Below are 23144 nucleotides of genomic sequence, written 5' to 3'. Positions count from 1 at the left end.
CCCAGGAGAGGTAGGCTCGCCCGGATACCTGACGCAGTAGGGAGTGAGGGGATGACCGCCGAGAACAACGGCACGGGGGCTGCGCCGGAAGGGGGCGACGAGGACCCGTTCGCGTATCTGTACCGGCAGGAGGGCGGGGCCCAGCAGCCTGCCGCGCCCGGCCAGCAGCCCGGCGTCCCTCGTCGCTCCTTCAACCAGGTCCGTGCCGTCGGTGAGCGGCAGTACGGCTACGGCTACCCGCAGCAACAGCAGCGCACCGGCGGCTACGGCTATCCGCAGCAGGGCTCCGGTTACGCGCAGCAGCAGTCCGGTTACGGTTACCCGCAGCAGCCCCCGCCTCCGCAGCACCAGCCCAGCCCGCACTACGCCGCGCCCGAGACCGTGCCCGGTGGACGTGCCGCCGCGCGGCAGCAGGGCGGCCAGGGCGGCAACGGCCGGGGCGGTCGCAACCGGACCGGTCTGCTGGTGGGTGCGATAGCCGTGGTGGCCGCGGTGGTGATCGGTATCGGCGCCGCCATCGTCTTCAACGAGGACGACAGCGCCGACGACCCGCGGGCCAAGGACACCAGCTCGCAGCAGGACAGCCAGGACCAGGGCGACGAGGGCAAGGACGAGAAGGACAACAAGGACAAGCAGCCCGCGTCCAAGAAGCTGCCCAAGGAGGACGCGGCCAGCCTCCGGCTCGGCGGCGGGGCCAAGGCCGCCACCGAGGTGGCGGGCGCCAAGGGGCAGCGGGGCGCCTATGTGGGCGGGATGAACCAGCCGGGTGCCTCGGCGACCTGGCAGTTGAAGGACATCCCCGCCGCCGGCAAGTACACGCTGCATGTCCGCTACGGCGTGCCCGGCAAGGACGCGGACGCCACCCTCACCATCAACGGCAAGCCCGAGAGCCGGCCGCTGCGGATGAAGAACTTCTCCGGAGCCAAGGAAGGCGACTGGGAGCACGGCTGGCAGAACACCTGGTCGAACATCCAGCTCAAGAAGGGCCAGAACTCGGTCAAGATCTCCTGCGAGGCCGGCAACAAGTGCGAGGTCAATCTCGACCAGGTCTGGCTGACCAAGGGCTGGAACGGCGGCTAGCCGCGTGGGCGCGGGTCCGGGGACCGGCCTGTCAGGGGGTCTCCGCCTTGCGGACCCGCACCGACGGCAGCAGCTGCGCATAGGTGGCCTCGTCGAACTCGCCGGCCACCGGTGAGCGCACCGTAGCCGCCGACAGGGCCACCGCACGGGCCAGCCGGTCGGGCCACGGCAGGTCCTCGGCGAGGCCGGACAGCAGGCCGGCGACCGCGGAGTCGCCCGCGCCGGTCGGGTTGCCCGCCAGCCGCTCGGGGACGGCGGCGCTCCAGGCGCCGTCCTGGGCGACCAGCAGCATGCCGTCCGCCCCCAGCGAGGCCGCCACCGCGTGGGCGCCGCGCCGCTGGGCGGCCCGCGCCGCGCGCAGCGGTTCGGCCGTCCCGGTGATCCCGGCGAGCTCCTCGGCGTTGGGTTTGACGATGTCGGGCCGGGCGGCGAGGCCGCGGCGCAGCGGTTCGCCGCTGGTGTCCAGCAGCACGGGGATGCTGGCCGTACGGGCCTCGCGCACGAGCGTGGCGTAGGCGCCGACGGGGACGCCCGGCGGCAGGCTGCCGCACAGTGCGACGGCTGCCGGGCCGCGGCCCAGCAGCTGGCGGTAGACGGTCAGGAAGCCGTCCCACTCCTCGGGGGTGATGTGCGGTCCGGGCTCGTTGAGCTGGGTGGTGTCGCCGGTGGTCTCGTCGACGACGCCGACGGTGCGCCGGGTACGCCCGGCGACCTGGACCAGCGCATCGGCGACCCGGGGCCTGCCGCCGCCCGCCGGGCCCTCGGTGCCTTCCTTCTCCGCCTCCGCGTTCGCGGCGAGCAGGGCCCGCAGGACGCGGCCGGTCTCGCCGCCGACGAACCCGGTGACGGTCGTGCTGAAGCCGAGCGCGCCGAGCACCCGGGCGACGTTCAGGCCCTTTCCGCCGGGCCGCTCGGTCACCTCCCGTACCCGGTGGGAGGCGTGCGGGACGAGGTGGGGCACCCGGTAGGTGAGGTCGAGCGCGGCGTTGAGCGTGACGGTCAGGATCATCTGCGCGCACCACCCTCATCCGTCTTGCGACGGTTCATGACAAACAACCGACGGTTCATGACACACACAACCCACGACGAACGACACTGCAAACGGGACGCGACCGCGTCAGCGATCATGCCGCACCCAGCCTACGGCCGGGAGGTGCCGTCAGGAACCCGCGCCGGGCGGCCCTTTGGTCCAGCTCAGCGGGTGTGCGGGGGGACCACCCAACTGCCCTGCCGCATGACGGCGGTCGGGTTGAACCCCTCGTCCAGCACCACCAGGTCCGCCAGCTTCCCGGGCTCCAGGGAGCCCACGCGGTCGGCCACGCCCAGCAGCCGGGCGGGGTTGGTGGACAGTGCCGTGACGGTGTCGTCGACCGACAGCCCGTCGACGGTGACGGCACGTTTGAACGCCTGATCGAGCGTCAGGGTGGAACCGGCGATGGAGCCGCCCTCCACCAGCCGGGCCACGCCGTCCCGCACCTCGACCTCCAGATGGCCCAGCGGGTAGCGGCCGTCGCCCATGCCGGCGGCGCCCATCGCGTCGGTGATGAAGGCGACCCGGTCAGCGCCCGCCGCGTCGAACGCCAGTCGCAGCACGGCGGGGTGCAGATGGGTGCCGTCGTTGATCAGTTCGACGGTGACGCGTTCGTCCTCCAGCAGCGCGGCGATCGGCCCCGGCTGCCGGTGGCCGAGCGGCGGCATGGCGTTGAACAGATGTGTGGCCACCGTCGCACCGGCGTCGACGGCCTGCCGGGTGCTCTCGTAGCTGCCGTCCGTGTGGCCGACGGCTGCGATGACGCCGCTGTCGGCGAGCAGCCGCACCGAGTCCAGACCGCCGGGGCGTTCGGGTGCGAGCGTCATCATCGCCGCTCGGCCGCGCGCCGCGTCCAGGAGTTTGCGTACGTCGCCGGGGTCCGGGTCGCGCAACAGCGACTCGTCGTGCGCGCCGCGCCGCTCGCAGGAGATGAACGGTCCCTCGAAGTGGATGCCCGCCAGGTCGCCCTGCTCGACCAGTTCGCTCAGCGAGCCCGCCTGCCGGGACAGTTCGTCCAGATCGCCGGTGACCGTGGAGGCCACCATGGTGGTGGTGCCGTGTCTGCGATGGGTGTCGATGACCTTCAGCGACTCCTCGTGGCTGCCCGCAGAGAAGGACGCGCCCCCGCCGCCGTGCACATGGATGTCGACGAACCCGGGCACGATCCAGTGCCCCGTCAGATCGACGGTTCCGGCGTCGGCTCGGGGCGCGCCGGATGTGTCGGCGGCCCTGTCCTCCGCGTCGTCCGCGGAGCCGACGGCGGCGAGGGTGCGGCCCTCGACCGTCAATCTGCCGCTGTCGCGCACCCCTTCGGGCAATACCACCCGGGCACCGGTCAGCACCGTTCGCTTGCTCATCGGCTCGCAACCTCCGCGGAGAGTAGATCCCAGGCCAGAAGCCCTGCGCCCAGGCAGCCCGCGGCGTCCCCGAGGGCCGCGGGCACGATGGTCGGGAGTGGCTGGAAAGTGACCTTCTCGCGCACCGCCTCCCGGAGCGGAACGAAGAGGGTGTCGCCCGCCTCGGCGAGGCCACCGCCGATGATCAGTGTGCGGGGATCGAGCAGGGTAAGTCCCGTGACCAGGCCGGTGGCCAGCGCGTCGATGGCGTCTGCCCACACCCGCTGGGCACGCGGGTCGCCCGCGGCGACGGCCTTGGCGGCATCGGCCGCCGTCGCCTCGGGGTCACCGCAGGCTGCCGCCCAGGCGGCGCCGACGGCGGAGGCGGAGGCGAGTCGTTCCAGACAGCCGCGCTGTCCGCAGCCGCAGGGCGGCCCGTCGGGCCGGACGACGATATGGCCGATCTCGCCGGCGCTGCCGTGCGCGCCCGCCTCGACCCGGTCACCGATGCCGATGGCGCCCGCGATGCCGGTGCCCAGCGGCAGGAAGAGGTAGCGGTCCACGCCGTCACCGGCGCCGATGCGTCCCTCCGCGAGCCCGCCGGTGCGCACGTCGTGGCCCAGCGCCACGGGCAGCGGCGGCAGTTGCTCGTCCCGTCCGCGGCCGAGGCGTTCGCGCAGCAGGGCGCGCATGGGGACGTCGCGCCAGCCGAGGTTGGCGGAGAAGACCGCGATGCCGCGCTCCTCGTCGAGGGTGCCGGGGACGGCGACTCCCGCGGCTGACGGCTCGGTGCCGTACCGCGTCAGGCCCACGGCGCGTAGTTCGGCCGCGAAGTCGAGGATTCCGGCCACGACGGCCTCGGGTCCGCGGTCGCGCCCGGTGCCCCGGCGCGCCTCGTACAGCAGTTCGTTGCCGGTGCCGATGAGGGCGGCCTTCATTCCGGTGCCGCCCACGTCGAGGGCGATGACGTACTGCACGGGGGGCGAACTCGGCGCGGCGGGTGCGTCGCTCGGCACGGCGGGCGCGTCGGGCACGGTGGAGGTGCCTGGTACGCCGGGTGCGCTGGTGGCCTCGTCACGGGTACTCACGGGCACAGTCTCCCGTGCGAGAGGTCAAAAGGTCTAGTCCACTCCGGTGGCTTCCCGCTCCGGATCACCGAACGGAAGCCAAGCTGATTCCGTACTGGTATCCGGTTCAGGTAGACGCTCGGGCCCTCCTGGGGGAGACTCCGGCCCGTGGGACCGGGGTCGGTGGTGCCAGGGGGGAACGAGGGCATCAGGATGCTCGTGGCAGGTTCCGAGGTTCGCAGGGCTGAGGGGTATGAGGAAGATGGAACGGCGTCGTTTCCTGGGTATGGCCGCGACGGGAGTGGCCGGTGCGGCCGGAATGACCGCACTGTCCGGCTGCGGCGGCGGCCCCGGGTCGGGAAAGGTGACGCTGAAACTCGTCGCTGCCGACTACGGGACCCCCGGAGGGGACAACAGCTCGAAGATCTACTGGCGGAAACTCGCCGACGAGTTCACCAGGAAGAACCCCGACATCACCGTCGACGTCACCGTGCACAGCTGGAACGACATCGGCAAGAAGCTCACCGAGATGGTCGACAAAGGCAATCCGCCGGACATCGCGCAGGTCGACTCGTACGCCGACTGGGCAGCCGAAGGAAAGCTCTACAAGGTCAACGAGCTGCTTCCGATACCCGCGCAGGCCGAGTTCCTCGTCTCGCTCGCCGAGGCCGGTGAGGTGCAGCGCGTCCAGTACGGACTGCCGTTCGTCGCCAGCACCCGGGTGCTCTTCTACAACAAGGACCTCTTCAAGAAGGCCGGGCTCGACCCCGACGAGCCGCCGGAGAGCTGGGAGGACCTCAAGTCCGCGGCCCGCGCCCTCAAGTCGGCCGGCGTCAAGATCCCCTACGGCCTGCCGCTCGGCCCCGAGGAGGCACAGGGCGAGGCCCTGATGTGGATGCTCGGCAACGGCGGCTCCTACGTCGACAGCGTCGGCAACTACACCATCAACTCCCCCGAGAACGTCGAGACGTTCCAGTGGCTGCGCGACAACCTCGTCACGCCCGGCTACACCGAGCCCGGCCCGCAGCGCGTCGACCGGCAGAAGATGTTCGAGGCGTTCACCGAGGGCCAGGTGGGCATCCTCAACGGCCACCCCACCCTGATGCAGCAGGCCGACAAGAAGCACCTCTCCTACGGGACCGGAAAGCTGCCCGGCAGCAACGGCCCCGCCGAGGGCACCCTCGGCGTCGCCGACTGGATGATGGCGTTCCGCAAGAACGGCCACCGCGAAGCGTGCGGCAAGTTCCTCGCCTTCGTCTTCGACGAGAAGAACCACTACGCCTTCACCTCCCGGTACGGGCTGCTGCCCGTCACCACCAGCGCGTCCCGGCGGATGCGCAAGGACAAGAAGCAGAAGAAGCTCTGGCCCTTCCTCGACCAGCTCGCCGGTGCCGAGTTCTACCCGGTGGGCAAGGTGTCCTGGGCGAGCACCAGCGCGGTCATGAAGAAGACCATCGGCCAGGCGGCTGCCAAGGGCGGCGACCCGAAGGCCGTGCTCACCTCGCTGCAGCGCAAGGCGGAGGCCGAGGAGGAGGCGGGGGCCTCCTGACACACCGCGCACGTACGGTGGAGAGGTGAGCAGCACGGAAGGCGAACCCGAGCCCGTTTCCGAGCCGGTTTCCGAGCCGGTTTCCGAGCCGGTTTCCGAGCATGAGCCCGGTGCCGGGCGCGGTTCGGAGCCCGGTGCCGGGCGCGCGTCGGTCGGTGGTGGGGCGGCGGGACTCTCGGACGAGGACCGCGCAGTGCTGTCCTTCGCCGCCCGCGGCTGGCCCTCCTCAGGGGAGAAGGAACGCGCCGTCCGGGAGCAGCTCGGAATGTCGCCCGTGCGCTACTACCAGTACCTCAACGCGCTTCTGGACGATCCCCGAGCGAGCGAGTTCGACCCCGTGACGGTCAACCGGCTGCGGCGTGTCCGGCAGAGCAACCGGGATCGCACCCACTAGCGGGAGCCCCCGCTCGTTAAGGTGCGGTCATGTCGCTTCCTCCGCTTTCCCCGTCTCCCGAACCGGAGACGGAGGCAGGGCGCGCGGGGCTCGCCGCCCTCCTCGCCGAGCCCGCGCGCGCCGTGCTCGCCTTCGACTTCGACGGGACCCTCGCGCCCATCGTCACCGACCCGCGAGAGGCGCGGGCGCACCCCGAAGCCGTGCCGGCGCTGGCGCGGCTCGCCCCCCGGCTCGCCGGGGTCGCCGTGATCACCGGTCGCCCAGCGGCGGACGCGGTGCGGTACGGCGGCTTCGAGGGCGCCGCCGGACTGGAGGGGCTGACGGTGCTCGGCGCGTACGGGGCCGAACGGTGGGACGCCGCCGACCCGGTCGTACGCGCACCCGAGCCCCCCGCCGGGGTCGCGGCCGTACGGGCCGAACTCCCCGCCGTACTCGCCGAAGCGGGAGCGCCGGAGGGCACCTGGACGGAGGACAAGGGCAGAGCGCTTGCCGTGCACACCCGGCGCGCGGGCTCTCCCGATGAAGCACTTGAACGGCTGCGCGCCCCGCTGTATGCCCTTGCCGAGCGGCATGGGCTCCTGGTGGAGCCCGGGCGCATGGTGCTCGAACTCCGCCCGCCGGGCGCCGACAAGGGCGCCGCCCTCGCCGGTTACGTCCGCGAGCGGTCCGCCACCACCGTCGCCTACGCCGGTGACGACCTCGGCGACCTGAGCGCCTACGCCGCTGTCACGGCGCTCCGCAGCGAGGGGGTGCCGGGGCTGCTGCTCTACAGCGCTCCGGAGACGGACGCGGAGATGGTCCCCCGGCTCCGTGCCGAATCGGACCTCCGGGTCCCGGGCCCGGCCGGTCTGGCGGCGTGGCTCCACGCTCTGGCGGACGCGCTGTAGTCCACCGGCTGCGCGACTGCTGCCCCGCCCCCCCCGGGCGGCTGTCCACGACCGGGGACGACCGGGGGCTCAGTCGCGCAGCGCCTCCAGCTGGTCCAGGAGCCAGCGCGTCGGGGGTTGCGAGGTGGCGGTCGCGGCCAGCCGGCGGGAGCGGGCCGCGCGGGTGGCGGGGTCCAGTTCGAGGGCGGTCCGCAAGGCGGCGGCCGTCTCGCGCACGTCGAAGGGGTTCACACAAAGGGCGTCGGACGCCAGTTCCTCGTACGCCCCGGCCTCCCGGGAGAGCACGAGGGCGCAGCCCTCGTCGGAGACGACGGGGATCTCCTTCGCCACCAGGTTCATCCCGTCGCGGATGGGATTGACCAGAGCGACGTCCGCCATCCGGTAGGCGGCGAGCGACCGCGCGAAGTCGTCCTTCACATGCAGCAGGACCGGCGTCCAGTCAGCGGTGCCGAACTCCTCGTTGATCGCGTCGGCGACCCGGCCGACCTCTGCCGTGTAGTCGCGGTAGACGGCCAGGTCCTGCCGCGACGGATAGGCGAACGCCAGATGGACGACGCGTTCGCGCCACTCCGGGTGGTCGGTCAGCAGCCGTCGGTAGGCGTACAGACCGCGGACGATGTTCTTGGACAGCTCGGTCCGGTCCACCCGCACGACCGTCCGGCGAGGGCCTCCGTCCGGCCCCGTACCCACCTGCCCGCGCAGTTGCGCCATCCGTTCGGCGACGTCGTCGCGGTGCGCCCGCTCCCGCAGGAAGTCGCCGTCCGCGCCGAGCGGGTGCACCCCGATCCGTGTCGTGCGGCCCTCGTACGTCACCGTGAGGGGCTCGCCCTCGCCGCCGGCCCCCGGCCGGGAGGTGCCCCCCTCGACCGTCGCCCCGAGCACCCGTTCGCAGCACTCGGTGAACAGCGCGGCCCAGCGTGCGGTCAGGAACGCCGTGCGATCGGCGCCGAGCATGCCGCGCAGCACCTGGGCCGCGATCTCGTCCGGCAGCAGCCGGAAGTAGTCGGCGGGCGCCCACGGGGTGTGCGAGAAGTGGCCGATCCGCAGGTCCGGGCGGCGCTCGCGGAGCATGCCGGGGACGAGCGTGAGGTGGTAGTCCTGCACCAGCACCGTGGCGCCCTGCCCCGCCTCCTGTGCCAGCGCGTCGGCGAAGGCGGCGTTGTACGCCTCGTACTGCGCCCACCGGCGGCCGAAGTCCTGGTCGAAGGAGGGCTCCAGCGGTGTCTGGTACAGCATGTGGTGGGTGAACCACAGCACGGAGTTGGCGATGCCGTGGTACGCCGCCTCGAAGGTGTCGGCCGGGATGTCGAGCATCCGTACGGACTGTCCGCCGGTCTCCCCGCTGTCCAGGTGACCCCCGGTGCGCCGGGCCGCCTCGCGGTCGCCCTCACCGAGCGCCGCGCACACCCACACCGCGTCCGTCCCGGGGCCGATGGCCGACAGCCCGGAGACGAGTCCGCCGCCGCCCCGCTTGGCGGTGAGCGTGCCGTCGTCCGCACGCGTGTAGGACACCGGCCCCCGGTTGGAGGCGACCAGCACCTGCGACGACTTGGCCTCGGCTGCCTCCTGGGCCGTTCCCTGGGCGGTGTGGTGAGCTCCCTGCGAAGATGGTGTTCCAGCGACCATGCGGCGAGCCTAGCCGCCGCCGAAACCGCTCAAAAGTGCGCCCCGCAGGGGCGCGGGGAACCGCGCGACCAGCCCCCGACAACCCGCGGCCCGCACACGACAGCCAGGGCAGCCCCTGCCCAGCACGAACGGGGCCCTCACGCGGCCACCCGCTGCCCGTACTCGGGCACCGTGCACATCGGAGGGCGCTCCTCCGCGTCCACCAGATGGCCGCGGGGCACGAAACAGCCGCCCTCGTCCCGTTCGAACTGGGTCAGCGCCGTCCCACCGGACCGGCCCTCGAACACGCTCCGTGCGTCGTGCACCGCCGCGGGGCCGCGGCCTATCCGGCGCTCTGCGGCCGCGTAGATGGCGGTGGCCATCCGGCCGAGCGCCTGCCCGTCCTGGTTGCGGTGCAGCCGTACGCCCACGTCGACCTGGGCCAGCGCGTCCAGCCCCACCAGTTCCAGCGCGTCGACCAGCAGCGCCAGCTCCACCCCGTAGCCGACCGGGAAGGGCAGCCGCTCCAGCAGCGAGCGGCGCGCCGCGTACTCACCGCCGAGCGGCTGGACGAGACCGGCCAGCCGCGGCCAGTGCAGATTGAGCAGCGGGCGTGCCACCAGCTCGGTCACCCGGCCGCCGCCTGCCGGGCTGCCGGACAGCGGGCGGTCGTACATCGCCTTGACGAACTGCACGTCCGGCTCCGTCAGCAGGGGTCCGACGATGCCGATGACGAAGTCCGGCGAGAATTCGCGCAGGTCGGCGTCGACGAAGCAGACGATGTCGCCGCTGGTCGCCAGCAGGGAGCGCCACAGCACCTCTCCCTTGCCGGGGCGGGTCGGCAGCCTGGGCAGCACCTCGTCCCGGTGGATCACCTTGGCCCCGGCCGCCGCCGCGACCTCGGCGGTGCGGTCGGTCGAGCCCGAGTTCATCACGATCAGCTCGTCCACCAGCGGGGTCCCGGTGTCCAGATGGGGTGAGGCAAGTTCGCGGCGGATCACCGAGACGATGTCGCCGACGGTGGCCTCCTCGTTGAGCGCCGGCAGCACCACGCTGACGCTGGTGCCGGAGCGGCGCTTGGCCGCCAGCAGCGCCTCCAGCGGCCGGTCTGCGACACGCCAGGAGCGGCGCTGCAGCCATTGGCCCACTTCGTCGAGCACGTGCGCGCCTTCCTGTAGTCGGGCAGAGGCAGGACGGGCGGTGCGGGCCCGGCCCGGGACCGGGGAGGAGGAGCGACGGATTGATCCATCTCGCGGTTCGGACGTCCCTCTCAAGCGTGACCGCCGTCCGTTACAGTCTTGAACAACGCAGGTGACCTCCGCATCTCGGGGTCGCCGCGACAAACGCCCGAGTGGCCCCTGGCCGCCCGGAGCCATAGTGCAGCTCATCCAGAGGGGCAGAGGGAACGGCCCGTTGAAGCCCCGGCAACCATCCCGCGATCCGCGCGTACGCGGACCTCCAGGCGAGACCGCCTCGTGGGGACGGTGCCAATTCCGGCCCGTGACGAGATACGCCACGGGGAAGATGAGGAGAAAGGGCCTCGCCTCCATGGCTGTGCAGACAGTTGCAGCGAACAGCACCGTTTCCACCGACGCCACTGACGCGTCCGAAACCGCCTCCCACGATCTCGGCGCCGCCGTCGCCCTCTCCTGCCGGGAGTGCGGGACCCGCACCGAGCTGGGACCCAGTTTCGTGTGTCTGGAGTGTTTCGGCCCGCTGGAAGTCGCCTACGAGCTGCCCACCGGCGACCCGGAGGGGCTGCGCAGGCGCATCGAGGCCGGACCCGCCTCGATGTGGCGCTACGCGCCGCTGCTGCCGGTACCGTCCGACGTCGCCGAGAAGCCGAACCTGAACCCCGGCTTCACCCAGTTGGTGAAGGCCGACCGGCTGGCTGCCGAGCTGGGCGTGACCGGCGGGCTCTACGTCAAGGACGACTCCGGCAACCCCACCCACTCCTTCAAGGACCGCCCGGTCGCCATCGCGCTGGAGGCAGCCCGCGCCTTCGGGTTCACCACCCTCTCGTGCTCCTCGACCGGCAATCTGGCCGGTGCGGTGGGCGCCGCCGCCTCCCGCGCGGGACTGCGCTCCTGTGTGTTCATCCCGGACGGGCTGGAGCAGTCCAAGGTGGTGATGGCGGCGATCTACGGTGGTGACCTCGTCGCGATCGACGGCACCTACGACGATGTGAACCGCTTCTGCTCGGAGCTCATCGGCGACCCGCTGGGCGAGGGCTGGGGCTTCACCAACGTCAACCTGCGGCCCTTCTACGCCGAGGGCTCGAAGTCCCTGGCGTACGAGATCTGCGAGCAGCTCGGCTGGCGGCTGCCCGACCAGCTCGTCATCCCCGTCGCCTCCGGCTGCCAGCTGGTGAAGATCGACAAGGGGCTGCGGGAGCTGATCGAGCTCGGGCTGGTCGAGGACAAGCCGTTCCGCATCTACGCCGCGCAGGCGGAGGGGTGCTCGCCGGTGTCCCGTGCGTACAAGGACGGCACCAGTGCCGTACGCCCGGTCAAGCAGCCCGACACCATCGCCAAGTCCCTGGCCATCGGGGACCCGGCGGACGGGCCGTACGTCATCGACATCTGCCGGCGCACCGGCGGGGCCGTCGAGGACGTCGACGACGCCCAGATCGTCGATGCGATGAAGCTGCTCGCGCGGACCGAGGGGGTGTTCGCGGAGACGGCGGGGGGCGTCACGCTGGGTGTGACCCGCAAGCTGATCGAGTCCGGCGCCATCGACCCGAGCCTCACGACGGTCGTCCTCAACACGGGCGACGGCCTCAAGACCCTCGACGCCGTGGCCCCCACCGCCCGGCCCAGCGCGGTGATCCGCCCCAATCTGGCGGCCTTCCGCGAAGCCGGTCTGGCCTGACCCGAGGGCCGGTGACGACTGGCCGGTAGGCCGGCACGGACTGACCCGAGGCGTCCCGGTCACCGAAGGCGCCTCCCGTTGCCGGAATGCCGAATGCCTCAGACGGCTGAAATCCGCCCCCCGGTGTTTAGGCGGCGGGAAGACCGGAGCGGACGCCTCCGGGGCGCGTTCCCACTTACGTTAGGAAGATCGACATGAGCGTCAACGTCCGGATCCCGACCATCCTGCGCACCTACACAGGTGGTCAGGCCGAGGTCACAGCCGAGGGCGGCACCCTCGGCGAGGTACTGGCGGACCTGGAGAAGAACCACACGGGCATCAGCGCGCGCGTCCTCGACGACGCCGGAAAGCTCCGCCGCTTCGTCAACGTCTACGTCAACGACGACGACGTCCGCTTCGAGCAGGGCCTGGAGACGCCCACCCCGGACGGTGCGGGCGTCTCCATCATCCCGGCGGTGGCCGGCGGCTGACCCGTTCGGTCCCACCCGCCGCCGCGGAGCCTGTCACCAGCGCTTCAGCCGCGGGATCGCCCCTTCCACAGAAAAGCGGAGGGGGCGATTCCGTGTTTCGGGAGACGGTAGAGTGACGGAAGTTCCCTCCCCCGATAGGCGCCGGCCGCGAAGTGAGTACGCGGCGAGGGCGGAACACCATCGCGACAACAACGGGACAAGTTGCTGTCGAAAACCGAGCGGCAATTGTCGTGAAGGCCCTGTATGTCTGGCCCGACTTGCCCTGCTCCAGCCGCAGTTGAGACTTATATCCGATCAGCCGTGCCCAGAATTCTCGTCCGATTGACCTGTTGCAGAGGGCGTCCGTGCAGATACATTCAGCGGCGGTCGACGCGTTCCGGCGCACGCCCCCGCTTGCCGGTGGGGGTGAGGTCTGACCCGGGTTCGCGAAGTGCGGGCTCGCGCAAGGGCCAGTAATAGGGGAGTTAGGAATGGCTCAGGGCACCGTCAAGTGGTTCAACGCGGAGAAGGGGTACGGCTTCATCGCGGTCGACGGTGGTGCGGACGTGTTCGTCCACTACAGCGCGATCCAGATGGACGGTTACCGCACCCTGGACGAAGGGCAGCGGGTCGAGTTCGAGATCTCGCAGGGTCAGAAGGGGCCGCAGGCGGACATGGTCCGCGTGACCGGCTGAGTGTCGCCGGACTGCGCAGAGCACACACAGAAGGGGCCGCACCCATTGGTGCGGCCCCTTCTGTTGCGTACCCCGCATGGGGGCTGCGCTTGCCAGCCCTGCTCCCCCAGGCGCAGACCTCCCGAGCTCCGGGGAATGACCGCGCCCCGTCAGGGGCGCGGGGAACTGCGCGAGCGACCACGAAGCACCCGCAGCCCGCAAGCCAGATCCAGGGGCACCCCCTCACCGGACGAAAGAGAGGGGGCACGCCGCAAGCGAGGGGCGCCCCGAACGTCGCTTGCACTCTCCATGCCCGAGTGCTAATCATTGGGTTAGCACTCTGCGAGTGAGAGTGACAGAGAAGGACCGGGTCGGTGAGGCCGTAGGCCGGGTGGGGAAGGAACCGCCGGGTCGTAGGCCGTCCGTCGCGGGCGCCACGCGGTCCGGAGAAATCCAACCCTCCCCTTGCGCTCGGCGCACGGGGGAATCCAGGGAGGACCAACCCACATGGCCAAGATCATCGCCTTTGACGAGGAGGCGCGGCGCGGTCTTGAGCGTGGCATGAACCAGCTTGCCGACGCCGTCAAGGTCACGCTCGGCCCCAAGGGCCGCAACGTCGTTCTGGAGAAGAAGTGGGGCGCCCCCACGATCACGAACGACGGTGTCTCCATCGCCAAGGAGATCGAGCTCGAGGACTCCTACGAGAAGATCGGCGCCGAGCTGGTCAAGGAGGTCGCCAAGAAGACGGACGACGTCGCCGGTGACGGCACGACGACCGCCACCGTGCTGGCTCAGGCGCTCGTACGGGAAGGCCTGCGCAACGTTGCCGCGGGTGCCAACCCGATGGCTCTGAAGCGCGGTATCGAGCAGGCCACCGAGGCTGTCTCCGCCGCTCTGCTGGAGCAGGCGAAGGACGTGGAGACCAAGGAGCAGATCGCCTCCACCGCCTCCATCTCCGCGGCCGACACCCAGATCGGTGAGCTGATCGCCGAGGCCATGGACAAGGTCGGCAAGGAAGGCGTCATCACCGTCGAGGAGTCGCAGACCTTCGGGCTCGAGCTGGAGCTCACCGAGGGCATGCGCTTCGACAAGGGCTACATCTCCGCCTACTTCGCCACCGACATGGAGCGCATGGAGGCGGAGCTCGAAGACCCGTACATCCTCATCGTCAACTCCAAGATCAGCAACGTGAAGGACCTCCTTCCGCTGCTGGAGAAGGTCATGCAGTCGGGCAAGCCGCTGCTGATCATCGCGGAGGACGTCGAGGGTGAGGCCCTTTCCACGCTGGTCGTCAACAAGATCCGTGGCACCTTCAAGTCCGTCGCCGTCAAGGCCCCGGGCTTCGGTGACCGCCGCAAGGCGATGCTGAACGACATCGCCATCCTCACCGGCGGCCAGGTCATCTCCGAGGAGGTCGGCCTCAAGCTGGAGAACGCTTCCCTCGACCTGCTGGGCCGTGCGCGCAAGGTCCAGATCACCAAGGACGAGACCACCATCGTCGACGGTGCGGGCGACAGCGAGCAGGTCGCGGGCCGGGTCAACCAGATCCGCGCCGAGATCGAGAACAGCGACTCGGACTACGACCGCGAGAAGCTCCAGGAGCGCCTGGCGAAGCTGGCCGGCGGCGTGGCCGTCATCAAGGCCGGTGCCGCCACCGAGGTCGAGCTCAAGGAGCGCAAGCACCGCATCGAGGACGCCGTCCGCAACGCGAAGGCGGCCGTCGAGGAGGGCATCGTCGCCGGCGGTGGCGTGGCCCTGCTGCAGGCGTCCTCGGTCTTCGAGAAGCTGGAGCTGGAGGGCGACGAGGCCACCGGTGCCGCCGCCGTCAAGCTGGCCCTGGAGGCTCCGCTCAAGCAGATCGCGGTCAACGCCGGCCTCGAGGGCGGCGTCATCGTGGAGAAGGTGCGCAACCTGACCCCGGGCCACGGTCTGAACGCGGCCACCGGCGAGTACGTCGACATGATCGCCGAGGGCATCCTCGACCCGGCCAAGGTGACGCGCTCCGCGCTGCAGAACGCCGCCTCCATCGCGGCGCTCTTCCTCACCACCGAGGCCGTCATCGCCGACAAGCCGGAGAAGGCCGCCGCCGGCGCCGACGCGGCTGCCGGTGGTGGCATGGGCGGCATGGACTTCTGACGAGTCCGAGCCGTACGTCTCGTACGTACGGCTCCGCCGCCTGCTGAGGCAGTACAGCCTGCTGAGGCAGCTCAGCTTGCTGAGGCAGCACGAGGGCGGGCACTCCGAACGGGGTGCCCGCCCTTCGCCGTTGCTGCCGCTTCCGCTCGCCTGGCCTGCTGCTCGACCACCGCTCGCCTGTTGCGCCGGTGTCAGCCCACCTCGACGTCCGCGAAGCAGAGGTGTCCCTTGATCTCGGACACCTGGTCGAACGGCTCGGGATAGGACCAGGCGATGTCCTGGGCCGTACCGTCGGCCAGCGACCAGTAGTCGGCGGTGCCCTTGAAGGGGCAGCGGGTGTGGGTGTCGGACGGCGTCAGCAGATCGGTGCGGACGTCCTCGGGCGGCAGGTAGTACCGCACCGGGTAGCCGGTCTCGCTCAGCAGCACCGGACGGCGGCTGTCCGCCAGCACCCGGCCGTCTCGCGTGACCACGCGCACGCGTTCGGTGCCTTCCTCGACAGTGATCGTGTGGCCCTGTGCAGTCATGGGATGTCCTTCCTCGCGGATTCTCGGACTCCAGCGTCGCTCCCGGCCCCGAAGAGCGCCAGGGCCGACGGTTCCAGTCCCGCCGTCTCAACCGGTACCGAGCGGTGCGCCTCCCAGTCGGCACGGTCCAGCCGAAGCCGCTCGAAGGTCCGGGCCCGGCCCAGCACGGCTGCGCTCATCAGACCGTCCGGCCGGTACCCCAGCTTCTCCGAGACCCGCCGCGAGCGCGGGTTGTCCGTCATCGCGGCCGACGTCATGCTGCGCGCCCCGAGCCCGGCGAAGGCCAACTGCAGTACGGCTGCCCGCATCTCGGTGCCGAACCCCTGGTTCTGGTGCGCCGCACCGAGCCAGGAGCCGGTCTCCGCTTCCCGTACGACCGCGAAATCGGTGCTGGTCACGTCCTGGCGCCCGATCACCCGGCCCTCGTGCAGTACGGCGAGGCTCAGCGTCCAGGCCTCCGGCCGCCAGTCGGCGATGGTGCTCAGTACGTGCTGGAAGCAGCCGCGCTTGCGCTCCTCGGGGCTCGCGGCGGTCCACGGAATGCTGAACGGCATCTCACTGTCGTCGTGCACCTTTCCGGCGGCGAGCTCCGCCAGCTCGGCGAGCGTCCGCTCGTCGGGAAGGCGCAGCTGGAGGCGGGGTGTCGTCAGACGCAGCCCGTACAAGGGCCAGATGTCGGCTTCCATGACGAGAGCTTGCCGAAGAGGGGGAGCGGGGTCGAACGAATTTGGCGCCGCACCGGTTCACCGCTCGGCGACGAGCCGGGCCACACCGTCGAGCATGGAGGCGAGTCCGGTCTCGAACAGCTGCTCAAGGTGGAGGTCGTAGCCGTCCTCACCGAGCGCGTCGACGAGACGGGCGAAGGTCGGGTAGGCGCCGGAGGCGGTGAGCGACGCGAGCGTCCCCGCCTGCTGTGCCATCCAGGCGTCCTCCGAGAGACCGGTGCTGCTCTCGGCCGCGGTCTCACGTTCCCACTGGATGGCGAGCCCCTGGATGTGGCTGTAGAGCAGCACATTCAGATCGAGCATGGTCGCCGGGTGGAGACCGTGGCCGTCCAGTGCGCTGAGCATCCACTCCGAGTACGTCAGCAGATTGGGCAGCAGCAGCGGGCGGGTGAGCGGACCGATCTGGGCCAGCCAGGGGTGGGCGCGGTGCAGCTGCCACAGGGAGCGGGCGCCCAGCTCCAGCCGGGCCCGCCAGTCGGCCGGTACGTCCGGGGAGCCGGGGGGCGGCAGCCGCCGTTCGCCCAGAACGGTGTCCGCCATCAGCAGCACCAGTTCGTCCTTGCCGCCCACGTAACGGTAGGCAGCCATCGTCGCGGCGCCCAGGCGGGCCGCCACGCTCCGCATGGACAGCGCGGGGAGCCCCTCGGAGTCGGCGATCCCGATGGCGACGCGGACGACGCGCTCGCGGGACAACTCCCCCTCGGCGCTCGGGCCGACGTCCGACGCCGGGCGGGTGAGCGGGGCACGACGGCTCGCGGCCGGTGCCGGCCGGGCGGAATCCGCCGGGTCCGCGGCCGGTGCCGGCCGGGCGGAATCCGCCGGACCTCCGGCCGGTGCCGTCCTCCGCTGCCGATCCGCGACCACGGTCCCCACGCGCGGCCGGGCCTCGACGAGTCCCTCCATGCGGAGGGTGGTCAGCACCTTGGTCGCGGTGGCCAGGGCGACATTCCACTCGCGGGCGATCTGACGGGTGGACGGCACCCGGTCACCAGGAGCGAGCTCTCCCTCGGCGATGCGCCGCCGCAACTCGGCCGCGATGCGCGCGTACGGCGGTGAGAGGTGGGCCACAATCCATCCCTTCCACTGGCTGTACTAGAACAGAGGCTAGCAGCACGGCGACCGCCGGGGGCCGGGTCTGTCCTAGCACAGAGAGGGGTCAGGCGGGGCTGACGTGGGTTGGCGAGCGGGCGTGTACGCCGTACATTCAGTGCTGTCCAGATCGGGCGTACACCGTACGAAGGAGTCGCCATGCAGACCGTCCTCATCTCCGGCGCCGGCGTCGCCGGGCTCACCCTCGCGCACTGGCTCCGTCACCACGGCTACGCGCCGACCGTCGTGGAGCGGGCGCCCGCCGTGCGACCCGGCGGCCACGCCATCGACGTGCGCGGCGTCGCCCTCGACGTCCTCGACCGGACGGGCCTCCTCGGCGAGGCGCGCCGAGCCCGTACCCGCATGCGCGGCATGTCGATGCACGACGGGGACGGCAACGAACTCTGGCGCTCCACCGAGATGACGTACAGCAGCGGCCGACTCGACAACGGCGACATAGAGCTGCTGCGGGAGGATCTGACCGCGATGCTGTACGAGCGGACGCGGGACGCGGCGGAGTTCCTGTTCGACGACTCCATTGCGGTTCTCGCACAGGCGGAGGACGGAGTCCAGGTCACCCTGGCCGGGGGTGCCCGTCGCACGTTCGACTACGTCATAGGGGCGGACGGGCTGCACTCTCGCGTACGCCGCCTGGCGTTCGGCCCCGAGTCCGACCATCTCCGCCATCTCGGCTCCCATGTGGCCGTCTTCAGTACGGACAACTTCCTCGACCTCGACCACTGGCAGATGTGGGTCCAGAGCGAGACCGCGAGCTACTGCGTGTACCCCGTACGCGAGAACACCGAGATCCGCGCCACTCTCGGCTTCATGTCGCAGTCGCTCGACCACGACCACCGCGACCTCGAGCAGCAGAAGAACCTCCTCGCCGAGAACATGGCCTCCCTCGGGGGCGACACCCCCAAGCTGCTGGAGGCCATGCGGACCGCGCCCGACTTCTACTTCGACGCCATGGCGCAGGTCCACATGGACAGCTGGACACGGGGTCGTGTCGCGCTGGTCGGCGACGCGGGCTACTGCGCCTCGCCGCTCTCCGGTCAGGGAACCAGCCTCGCCCTTGTGGGCGCCTACGTCCTCGCCGAGGAACTGGGCAGGCCGTCCGCCGACCCTGCCACCGCACTGCCCCGCTACGAGGAGCGCATGCGCCCCTACGTCGCCCTCAACCAGGCCCTCGCCACCGAGAATCCCGGCCAGGGAGCTTCCGAGGAGTCCCTCACCCGAGCGAAGAATGCCCTCACCCTGGGTGACGCGTAGGGGGTTGGTGTGTGAGGCCGCCCATAGGAGCCAGATCACTTACGAAGCCGAATCGTATGCCCCGGTTTTCGTGGATACGGGGCGAGGGGTGCGGCGGCTCGATCGAGTCGGGTATGTCGCACTATGCGGGGTCGTAGGTCACACAGTTGTCGGGCCGGGGAGCCGGTTCCCAGGGTGGGTGCCAGGTCGCGACGAGACCGGGACAAACGCACCACAAGGTGCGGCCCCCGGGGGGTGCGCGGCCGGACACGTCCCCCACTGGAAGGCTCTCCGCTCGCATGCGTACCGCTCTTCGCTCGCTCAAGCCCGCCCGCCTGGCCACCACCGGCCTGACCGCCCTGGGCGCGGCCGGTATCGCCACCACCGCCCTGGCCGGCACCGCCCACGCCGCCCAGGCCCCCGCCAAGCCCGCCACCCAGCCCGCCGCCGTCGCACACGCCCACGACGCCAAGGCGAAGGCCGACACGAAGGCGAAGGCGAAGGACGAGAAGAAGGACGAGAAGAAGGCCGGTGGCAAGGAGTACGCGGACAACCTGGACGGCTGGATCCGCGAGGCCCGCGCCATCATGAACAAGCACGACATCCCCGGCTCCTACGAGGGCATCAAGCGCAACATCATCCGCGAGTCGGCCGGTGACCCCAACGCCGTCAACGACTGGGACATCAACGCCAAGAAGGGCACCCCCTCCAAGGGCCTCCTCCAGGTGATCCAGCCCACCTTCGACCGCTACCACGTCGAAGGCACCCCCGACCAGCTGACCGACCCGGTCGCCAACATCGTCGCCGCCTGCAACTACGCCGCCGACCGCTACGGCTCCATGGACAACGTCGACTCCGCCTACTGACCAGCAACCCCTGCAGCACCACACACAGCACCACGCCACGCATGCGAACAGGAGCGGGCGGGAGGAACACCACCTCCCACCCGCTCCTTCGCATATATCCGCTCCTTCTTCTCAATGTCCGCTCGTCTGTTCTGTGGAGTATTCGGGTCATCGGGTGGGGATGCCTGAAATGCCCGCCGGTGTACCGCTGTTGGCGGGCGGAGTACACCGAACTCACGAGAAGAGGACGCACACCATGGCCGCAACCTTTCGTTTCCGTACTGCCGTTGCCGGTGTCATGACCGTCGGGCTGATCGGGGTGGGTGCTGCTACAGCGACCGCGACGACCGGCGAACCCACCGCGACTGCCGACACCTCGGTCCAGGCCGATTCCAGGGCCAGGACCAACACCGTCACTGCAGACCGGGAACATGTGAAGCAGTGGGAGGAGTTCCGGTTGCGTGGGAAGGTGACCGGGATCAAGGCGGGGACGACCGTGCACCTCCAGCAGAAGCAGCGCGGCAAGTGGAAGACGCTGCCGGGGACATCGATCGTCAACCGTTCACTGGACTACTCGATGCGCGTCAAGCTCGGCATCAAGGGCGTGAACCAGGTCCGGACGATGATCGCGGGTGAGCCCTCGAATCCGGTGACGGTGACCGTCCGCTGACGGTATGCGCGTCCGCTGACGGTACGCGCGTCGGCTGACTGTGGGCGTGCTGTACGTACCGCTGGGGCCCGAACACGGGGTAGTGCTAGATACACCCCGAGTTCGGGCCCCAGCGGTATGGGTTCGGGCTCGCGGTCCGGCGACAGTGGACACATGACAACGACGACGCACGTACAGCCCAGTCGACCCTCCCAGTCCCCCTCCTCCGCGCTTTCGGCACCGATGCCGGCGGTCTCCGGCGCCCGTGGCGGGGGACGTTTCGGGCGGGAGGTGGGGTATCTCCTCTCGGGGCTGCCGATGGGCATCGCCGCGTTCGTCTTGATGGTGACGGGCTTCGCGCTCGGTGTCTCGACGCTCGTCATCGTCCTCGGTCTGCCGGTGCTGGCCGGAACACTGTCCATGGCCCGGTATCTGGCTCGTGTCGAGGCGGACCACATAGCCGCAGTCACCGGCCGCCCTCTCCCGCACCGTCGCCGGGAACCGGCTTCGTCGGAGAAGGGGAGCGGCGGCGGACGCTGGAAGATCGTGCGTGATCCGCAGGCGTGGCGGGAGCTGGCACACGCGGTGCTCGCCTTCCCCCTCCGGGTGGTGACCTTCTCCCTCGCAGTCACCTGGCTGGTGGGTGGGCTCGGCGAGCTCACCTATGGGCTGTGGTCCTGGTCGCTACCCCGCGATGACGGGAAGGACGGCCTGATGGATCTGGCCTTCGGCATATCGGGGCGGGGTCCCGACATCGCCTTCAACACGGCGCTCGGTGTGTTCCTGCTGCTCACAACGGTGCCGGTGGTGCGGGGGCTCACGGTGGTACAGGCAAGCCTGGGACGCGTCCTGCTGCGCCGGGGCGAGCTGTGACGCGGACTTGCGGACCGGGGTCCCGGGGCTCGGGGCCTGGTCAGACGGGGCCCGGGGGAGGGAGCGGGCGCTCGAGCGGCGCGCCGGCCGAACTGCTGCCATCCTGAGGCGGCGGGCAGCTGCGACGGGCGGGCACCTTTCGCAGCGCCGGGTGTACGGCCTGCACACACCACCTCCAGCAAGTCCTGTACGCCCAGCAGGCAGCAGGCAGCAGGCAGCAGGCAGCAGGCAGCAGGCAGCAGGGCCCCGTACGCAGGAGGAGCAGGTACGCAGGCAGCGCCCGGAGGCACCGCACAGCACGCAATACCCAGCCCCGTCCGTCGGAGGATCCGCATGCTGACGACCGACTTCGTTCCCGGCACCCCCAACTGGCTCGACTTCGGCGCACCCGATGTGGACGCTGCCGTCGCCTTCTACACCAGCGTCTTCGACTGGCAGTTCCAGTCGGCGGGGCCGGAAGCCGGGGGGTACGGGTTCTTCCAGCGCGGCGGCAAGACCGTCGCCGCCGTCGGCCCGCTGATGGAGGAGGGGGCGAGCCCGGCCTGGACGACGTACTTCCACACGCAGAACGCGGACGCGACCCGTGCCCAGGTGGAGCGGGCGGGTGGCACCGTACGGACCGAGCCGATGGATGTGTTCACCGCGGGACGCCTGGCACAGTTCACGGATCCGACCGGCGCGGACTTCGCCGTGTGGCAGCCGGCGGAAACTGCGGGGCTGGAAGTGGTCATGGAGCCGGAGACGCTGTGCTGGACGGAGCTGTACACCACCGACGCGGCAGCGGCGAAGGGCTTCTACACGGCGGTGTTCTCCTGGTTCTACGAGGACATGTCGATGGGTGACGACCTGGTCTACACGGTGGTGTCGTCGCCCGGTGGCGGTACGGAGGGCGACACCGGGCAGGGCGGCATCATGCAGCTCCCGCAGGAGAACCTGAGCGCCGGGTCGACCTCGGAGTGGCATCCGTACTTCGCGACGGAGGACTGCGACGCGACGTGCACCCGGGCCACCGGCGCCGGGGCGAAGGTGCTGATCCCGCCGACGGACGCGCCCGGTGTGGGGCGTCTCGCGATGCTCCGGGACCCGGCGGGCGCGCCCTTCGCGTTGATCAAGGGAGACCCCAACATGGGGTGACGAGCGGCGGGCGGGGATTGACCCTCACACCGTGTGAGGTCGTGAAGTGGGGGAGTCATGTTCACCATCGGAGACTTCGCGACCCACGGCAGGGTGTCGGTGCGGATGCTGCGCCACTACGACGCGGTCGGGCTGCTGCGGCCCGCTCGTACGGACCCGTACACCGGCTATCGCTACTACGCGGCGGCACAGCTGTCCCGGCTGAATCGGATCATCGCGCTCAAAGAGCTCGGCTTCACGCTGGAGCAGGTGCGGGAGATCATCGACCAGCGGATCAGCGTCGAGGAGCTGCGGGGGATGCTGCGGCTGCGGCAGGTGGAGCTGCGGGCGGCGATGGAGGCCGACGCCGCACGGCTCGCACAGGTGGGGGCGCGTCTTCGGCTGATCGAGAGGGAGGGACACATGGGTTCCGAGGACGTGGTGGTCAAGCGGCTGCCGAAAGTGCGGGTGGCGGAGTTGTCGGGGGTCGCCGACCGGGCGGGACCGGAGTCGATCGGGCCGGTGATCAAGCCCCTGTACGAGGAGTTGTTCCCGCGCCTGGAGAGGGCGGGTGTGGAGCCGACGGGGCTGGGGCTGGCCTATTACGAGAAGGGGCCGGGGGACGACGAGGACAGCGTCCTGGTGCATGCGGCGGTGCAGGTGGCGCCGGAGGCCGAAGCTCCAGGGTCCGGGGGGTTCCAGGTGGTGGACCTTCCGGAGGTCGAGACGGCGGCCACGCTGGTGCACCACGGACCCATGGACGAGGTCATGCCCGCGCTGCAGACCTTGGCCACCTGGATCGAGGCCAACGGCTACCGCTCCGCCGGATATCCGCGCGAGTTGCTGCTCTCCTGCGAGGGCGGTCCGGAGCAGTGGGTGACGGAGCTCCAGGAGCCGGTGGTACGGGCAGTCGGCTGAGCCGATGGGACGGGGCGGGACGCGTTGGGTCCGGCTCGTGCTCCGGACGCTTCGGCCGAAGCCGAAGCGTCCGGA

Annotated in this window: 22 protein-coding genes and 1 riboswitch; of the genes, 14 read left to right on the top strand and 8 right to left on the bottom strand. The window is 70.7% G+C overall.

Features of this window, described 5'->3' with window-relative positions:
- Window positions 1-51: 51 nt before the first annotated feature.
- A complete protein-coding gene (locus KBY19_RS03170) occupies window positions 52-1080 on the top strand; it encodes a carbohydrate-binding protein (protein WP_099882286.1) in 1029 nt (342 codons plus the stop codon).
- A gap of 31 nt (window positions 1081-1111) precedes the next feature.
- Here KBY19_RS03170 and KBY19_RS03165 read toward each other — a convergent pair whose 3' ends face one another.
- From KBY19_RS03165 to KBY19_RS03155, 3 genes are all read right to left on the bottom strand, one after another.
- Window positions 1112-2089, bottom strand: coding sequence for a 1-phosphofructokinase family hexose kinase (locus tag KBY19_RS03165; RefSeq protein WP_185017387.1), 978 nt, complete (start codon window positions 2087-2089; stop codon window positions 1112-1114).
- Between the two features lie 185 nt (window positions 2090-2274).
- Window positions 2275-3468 (bottom strand): N-acetylglucosamine-6-phosphate deacetylase, encoded by a 1194-nt coding sequence (gene nagA, locus KBY19_RS03160; RefSeq protein ID WP_210965092.1) that lies wholly within the window; start codon window positions 3466-3468, stop codon window positions 2275-2277.
- Window positions 3465-4424 carry an ROK family protein gene (locus KBY19_RS03155; protein WP_099886593.1) on the bottom strand — a complete coding sequence of 320 codons (960 nt, stop codon included), beginning with the start codon at window positions 4422-4424 and terminating at the stop codon, window positions 3465-3467. The genes nagA and KBY19_RS03155 overlap by 4 nt, the downstream gene beginning before the upstream one ends.
- A 352-nt stretch (window positions 4425-4776) precedes the next feature.
- Here KBY19_RS03155 and KBY19_RS03150 point away from each other — a divergent pair, with 352 nt between their 5' ends.
- From KBY19_RS03150 to otsB, 3 genes are read left to right on the top strand one after another with little or no spacing between them, the layout of a single operon-like run.
- Complete coding sequence (locus KBY19_RS03150) at window positions 4777-6063, top strand: extracellular solute-binding protein (RefSeq protein ID WP_099882281.1); 1287 nt, start codon at window positions 4777-4779, stop codon at window positions 6061-6063.
- A gap of 25 nt (window positions 6064-6088) precedes the next feature.
- Window positions 6089-6457: a DUF3263 domain-containing protein gene (locus tag KBY19_RS37415; RefSeq protein ID WP_210957539.1), complete on the top strand. Its 369-nt coding sequence runs from the start codon at window positions 6089-6091 to the stop codon at window positions 6455-6457.
- A gap of 29 nt (window positions 6458-6486) precedes the next feature.
- On the top strand, window positions 6487-7344 hold the full coding sequence (gene otsB / locus KBY19_RS03140; RefSeq protein ID WP_210957540.1) for a trehalose-phosphatase: 858 nt from the start codon (window positions 6487-6489) through the stop codon (window positions 7342-7344).
- A 69-nt stretch (window positions 7345-7413) separates the two neighbouring features.
- On the opposite strand, the gene KBY19_RS03135 is transcribed toward otsB, so the two are convergent.
- Together KBY19_RS03135 and KBY19_RS03130 are read right to left on the bottom strand one after the other, a co-directional pair.
- A complete protein-coding gene (locus KBY19_RS03135) occupies window positions 7414-8970 on the bottom strand; it encodes a trehalose-6-phosphate synthase (RefSeq protein WP_210957541.1) in 1557 nt (518 codons plus the stop codon).
- A 137-nt stretch (window positions 8971-9107) separates the two neighbouring features.
- The gene (locus tag KBY19_RS03130; RefSeq protein ID WP_099882274.1) at window positions 9108-10109 is read right to left on the bottom strand and encodes a glucosyl-3-phosphoglycerate synthase; all 1002 of its coding nucleotides are present in this window, start codon (window positions 10107-10109) and stop codon (window positions 9108-9110) included.
- Between the two features lie 221 nt (window positions 10110-10330).
- Window positions 10331-10480, top strand: a riboswitch (SAM riboswitch).
- Window positions 10481-10497: 17 nt separating this feature from the next.
- Between KBY19_RS03130 and thrC the strand changes: the two genes are divergently transcribed.
- From thrC to groL, 4 genes are all read left to right on the top strand, one after another.
- Window positions 10498-11820: a threonine synthase gene (thrC, locus tag KBY19_RS03125; protein WP_180289674.1), complete on the top strand. Its 1323-nt coding sequence runs from the start codon at window positions 10498-10500 to the stop codon at window positions 11818-11820.
- Between the two features lie 194 nt (window positions 11821-12014).
- On the top strand, window positions 12015-12290 hold the full coding sequence (locus KBY19_RS03120; protein ID WP_099882271.1) for a MoaD/ThiS family protein: 276 nt from the start codon (window positions 12015-12017) through the stop codon (window positions 12288-12290).
- Between the two features lie 470 nt (window positions 12291-12760).
- Window positions 12761-12964: a cold-shock protein gene (locus KBY19_RS03115; protein ID WP_016472377.1), complete on the top strand. Its 204-nt coding sequence runs from the start codon at window positions 12761-12763 to the stop codon at window positions 12962-12964.
- 486 nt (window positions 12965-13450) lie between these two features.
- Window positions 13451-15079 (top strand): chaperonin GroEL, encoded by a 1629-nt coding sequence (groL, locus tag KBY19_RS03110; RefSeq protein WP_099882269.1) that lies wholly within the window; start codon window positions 13451-13453, stop codon window positions 15077-15079.
- Between the two features lie 191 nt (window positions 15080-15270).
- Here groL and KBY19_RS03105 read toward each other — a convergent pair whose 3' ends face one another.
- From KBY19_RS03105 to KBY19_RS03095, 3 genes are read right to left on the bottom strand one after another with little or no spacing between them, the layout of a single operon-like run.
- On the bottom strand, window positions 15271-15606 hold the full coding sequence (locus tag KBY19_RS03105) for a DUF427 domain-containing protein (protein WP_099882267.1): 336 nt from the start codon (window positions 15604-15606) through the stop codon (window positions 15271-15273).
- Entirely contained in the window at window positions 15603-16292 is a 690-nt protein-coding gene (locus KBY19_RS03100; protein ID WP_099882265.1) for a GNAT family N-acetyltransferase, read from the bottom strand. Before KBY19_RS03100 ends, KBY19_RS03105 begins: the two co-directional genes overlap by 4 nt.
- Before the next feature lie 57 nt (window positions 16293-16349).
- Window positions 16350-17399, bottom strand: coding sequence for a TetR/AcrR family transcriptional regulator C-terminal domain-containing protein (locus KBY19_RS03095; protein ID WP_210965091.1), 1050 nt, complete (start codon window positions 17397-17399; stop codon window positions 16350-16352).
- A 180-nt stretch (window positions 17400-17579) separates the two neighbouring features.
- Between KBY19_RS03095 and KBY19_RS03090 the strand changes: the two genes are divergently transcribed.
- From KBY19_RS03090 to KBY19_RS03065, 6 genes are all read left to right on the top strand, one after another.
- A complete protein-coding gene (locus KBY19_RS03090; protein ID WP_210965090.1) occupies window positions 17580-18692 on the top strand; it encodes an FAD-dependent monooxygenase in 1113 nt (370 codons plus the stop codon).
- A 278-nt stretch (window positions 18693-18970) separates the two neighbouring features.
- The gene (locus KBY19_RS03085; RefSeq protein WP_210965089.1) at window positions 18971-19537 is read left to right on the top strand and encodes a transglycosylase SLT domain-containing protein; all 567 of its coding nucleotides are present in this window, start codon (window positions 18971-18973) and stop codon (window positions 19535-19537) included.
- Window positions 19538-19772: 235 nt separating this feature from the next.
- On the top strand, window positions 19773-20186 hold the full coding sequence (locus KBY19_RS03080) for a hypothetical protein (RefSeq protein ID WP_210965088.1): 414 nt from the start codon (window positions 19773-19775) through the stop codon (window positions 20184-20186).
- Between the two features lie 153 nt (window positions 20187-20339).
- A complete protein-coding gene (locus KBY19_RS03075) occupies window positions 20340-21038 on the top strand; it encodes a sensor domain-containing protein (protein WP_247690545.1) in 699 nt (232 codons plus the stop codon).
- Window positions 21039-21371: 333 nt separating this feature from the next.
- The gene (locus KBY19_RS03070; protein WP_099882255.1) at window positions 21372-22172 is read left to right on the top strand and encodes a VOC family protein; all 801 of its coding nucleotides are present in this window, start codon (window positions 21372-21374) and stop codon (window positions 22170-22172) included.
- 57 nt (window positions 22173-22229) lie between these two features.
- Window positions 22230-23069 (top strand): MerR family transcriptional regulator, encoded by an 840-nt coding sequence (locus KBY19_RS03065; protein WP_099882253.1) that lies wholly within the window; start codon window positions 22230-22232, stop codon window positions 23067-23069.
- The last annotated feature ends 75 nt before the right edge of the window (window positions 23070-23144 follow it).

Origin of the sequence: Streptomyces sp. B15, from assembly GCF_018070605.1 — a bacterium.
GTDB classification, from domain to species: domain Bacteria; phylum Actinomycetota; class Actinomycetes; order Streptomycetales; family Streptomycetaceae; genus Streptomyces; species Streptomyces smyrnaeus.
This window is presented reverse-complemented; position numbering and strand designations above follow the sequence as displayed.

Excerpts from the sequence above, each read along its gene's own strand:
- KBY19_RS03085 (WP_210965089.1), top strand. The coding sequence starts at position 18,971 with ATGCGTACCGCTCTTCGCTCGCTCAAGCCCGCCCGCCTGGCCACCACC.
- otsB (WP_210957540.1), top strand. The coding sequence starts at position 6,487 with ATGTCGCTTCCTCCGCTTTCCCCGTCTCCCGAACCGGAGACGGAGGCA.
- KBY19_RS03165 (WP_185017387.1), bottom strand. The coding sequence starts at position 2,089 with ATGATCCTGACCGTCACGCTCAACGCCGCGCTCGACCTCACCTACCGG.
- KBY19_RS03090 (WP_210965090.1), top strand. The coding sequence starts at position 17,580 with ATGCAGACCGTCCTCATCTCCGGCGCCGGCGTCGCCGGGCTCACCCTC.
- KBY19_RS03065 (WP_099882253.1), top strand. The coding sequence starts at position 22,230 with ATGTTCACCATCGGAGACTTCGCGACCCACGGCAGGGTGTCGGTGCGG.
- KBY19_RS03070 (WP_099882255.1), top strand. The coding sequence starts at position 21,372 with ATGCTGACGACCGACTTCGTTCCCGGCACCCCCAACTGGCTCGACTTC.
- groL (WP_099882269.1), top strand. The coding sequence starts at position 13,451 with ATGGCCAAGATCATCGCCTTTGACGAGGAGGCGCGGCGCGGTCTTGAG.
- KBY19_RS03120 (WP_099882271.1), top strand. The coding sequence starts at position 12,015 with ATGAGCGTCAACGTCCGGATCCCGACCATCCTGCGCACCTACACAGGT.
- KBY19_RS03150 (WP_099882281.1), top strand. The coding sequence starts at position 4,777 with ATGGAACGGCGTCGTTTCCTGGGTATGGCCGCGACGGGAGTGGCCGGT.
- KBY19_RS03135 (WP_210957541.1), bottom strand. The coding sequence starts at position 8,970 with ATGGTCGCTGGAACACCATCTTCGCAGGGAGCTCACCACACCGCCCAG.
- thrC (WP_180289674.1), top strand. The coding sequence starts at position 10,498 with ATGGCTGTGCAGACAGTTGCAGCGAACAGCACCGTTTCCACCGACGCC.
- KBY19_RS03115 (WP_016472377.1), top strand. The coding sequence starts at position 12,761 with ATGGCTCAGGGCACCGTCAAGTGGTTCAACGCGGAGAAGGGGTACGGC.
- KBY19_RS03080 (WP_210965088.1), top strand. The coding sequence starts at position 19,773 with ATGGCCGCAACCTTTCGTTTCCGTACTGCCGTTGCCGGTGTCATGACC.
- KBY19_RS03170 (WP_099882286.1), top strand. The coding sequence starts at position 52 with ATGACCGCCGAGAACAACGGCACGGGGGCTGCGCCGGAAGGGGGCGAC.
- KBY19_RS03075 (WP_247690545.1), top strand. The coding sequence starts at position 20,340 with ATGACAACGACGACGCACGTACAGCCCAGTCGACCCTCCCAGTCCCCC.
- KBY19_RS03105 (WP_099882267.1), bottom strand. The coding sequence starts at position 15,606 with ATGACTGCACAGGGCCACACGATCACTGTCGAGGAAGGCACCGAACGC.
- nagA (WP_210965092.1), bottom strand. The coding sequence starts at position 3,468 with ATGAGCAAGCGAACGGTGCTGACCGGTGCCCGGGTGGTATTGCCCGAA.
- KBY19_RS03100 (WP_099882265.1), bottom strand. The coding sequence starts at position 16,292 with ATGGAAGCCGACATCTGGCCCTTGTACGGGCTGCGTCTGACGACACCC.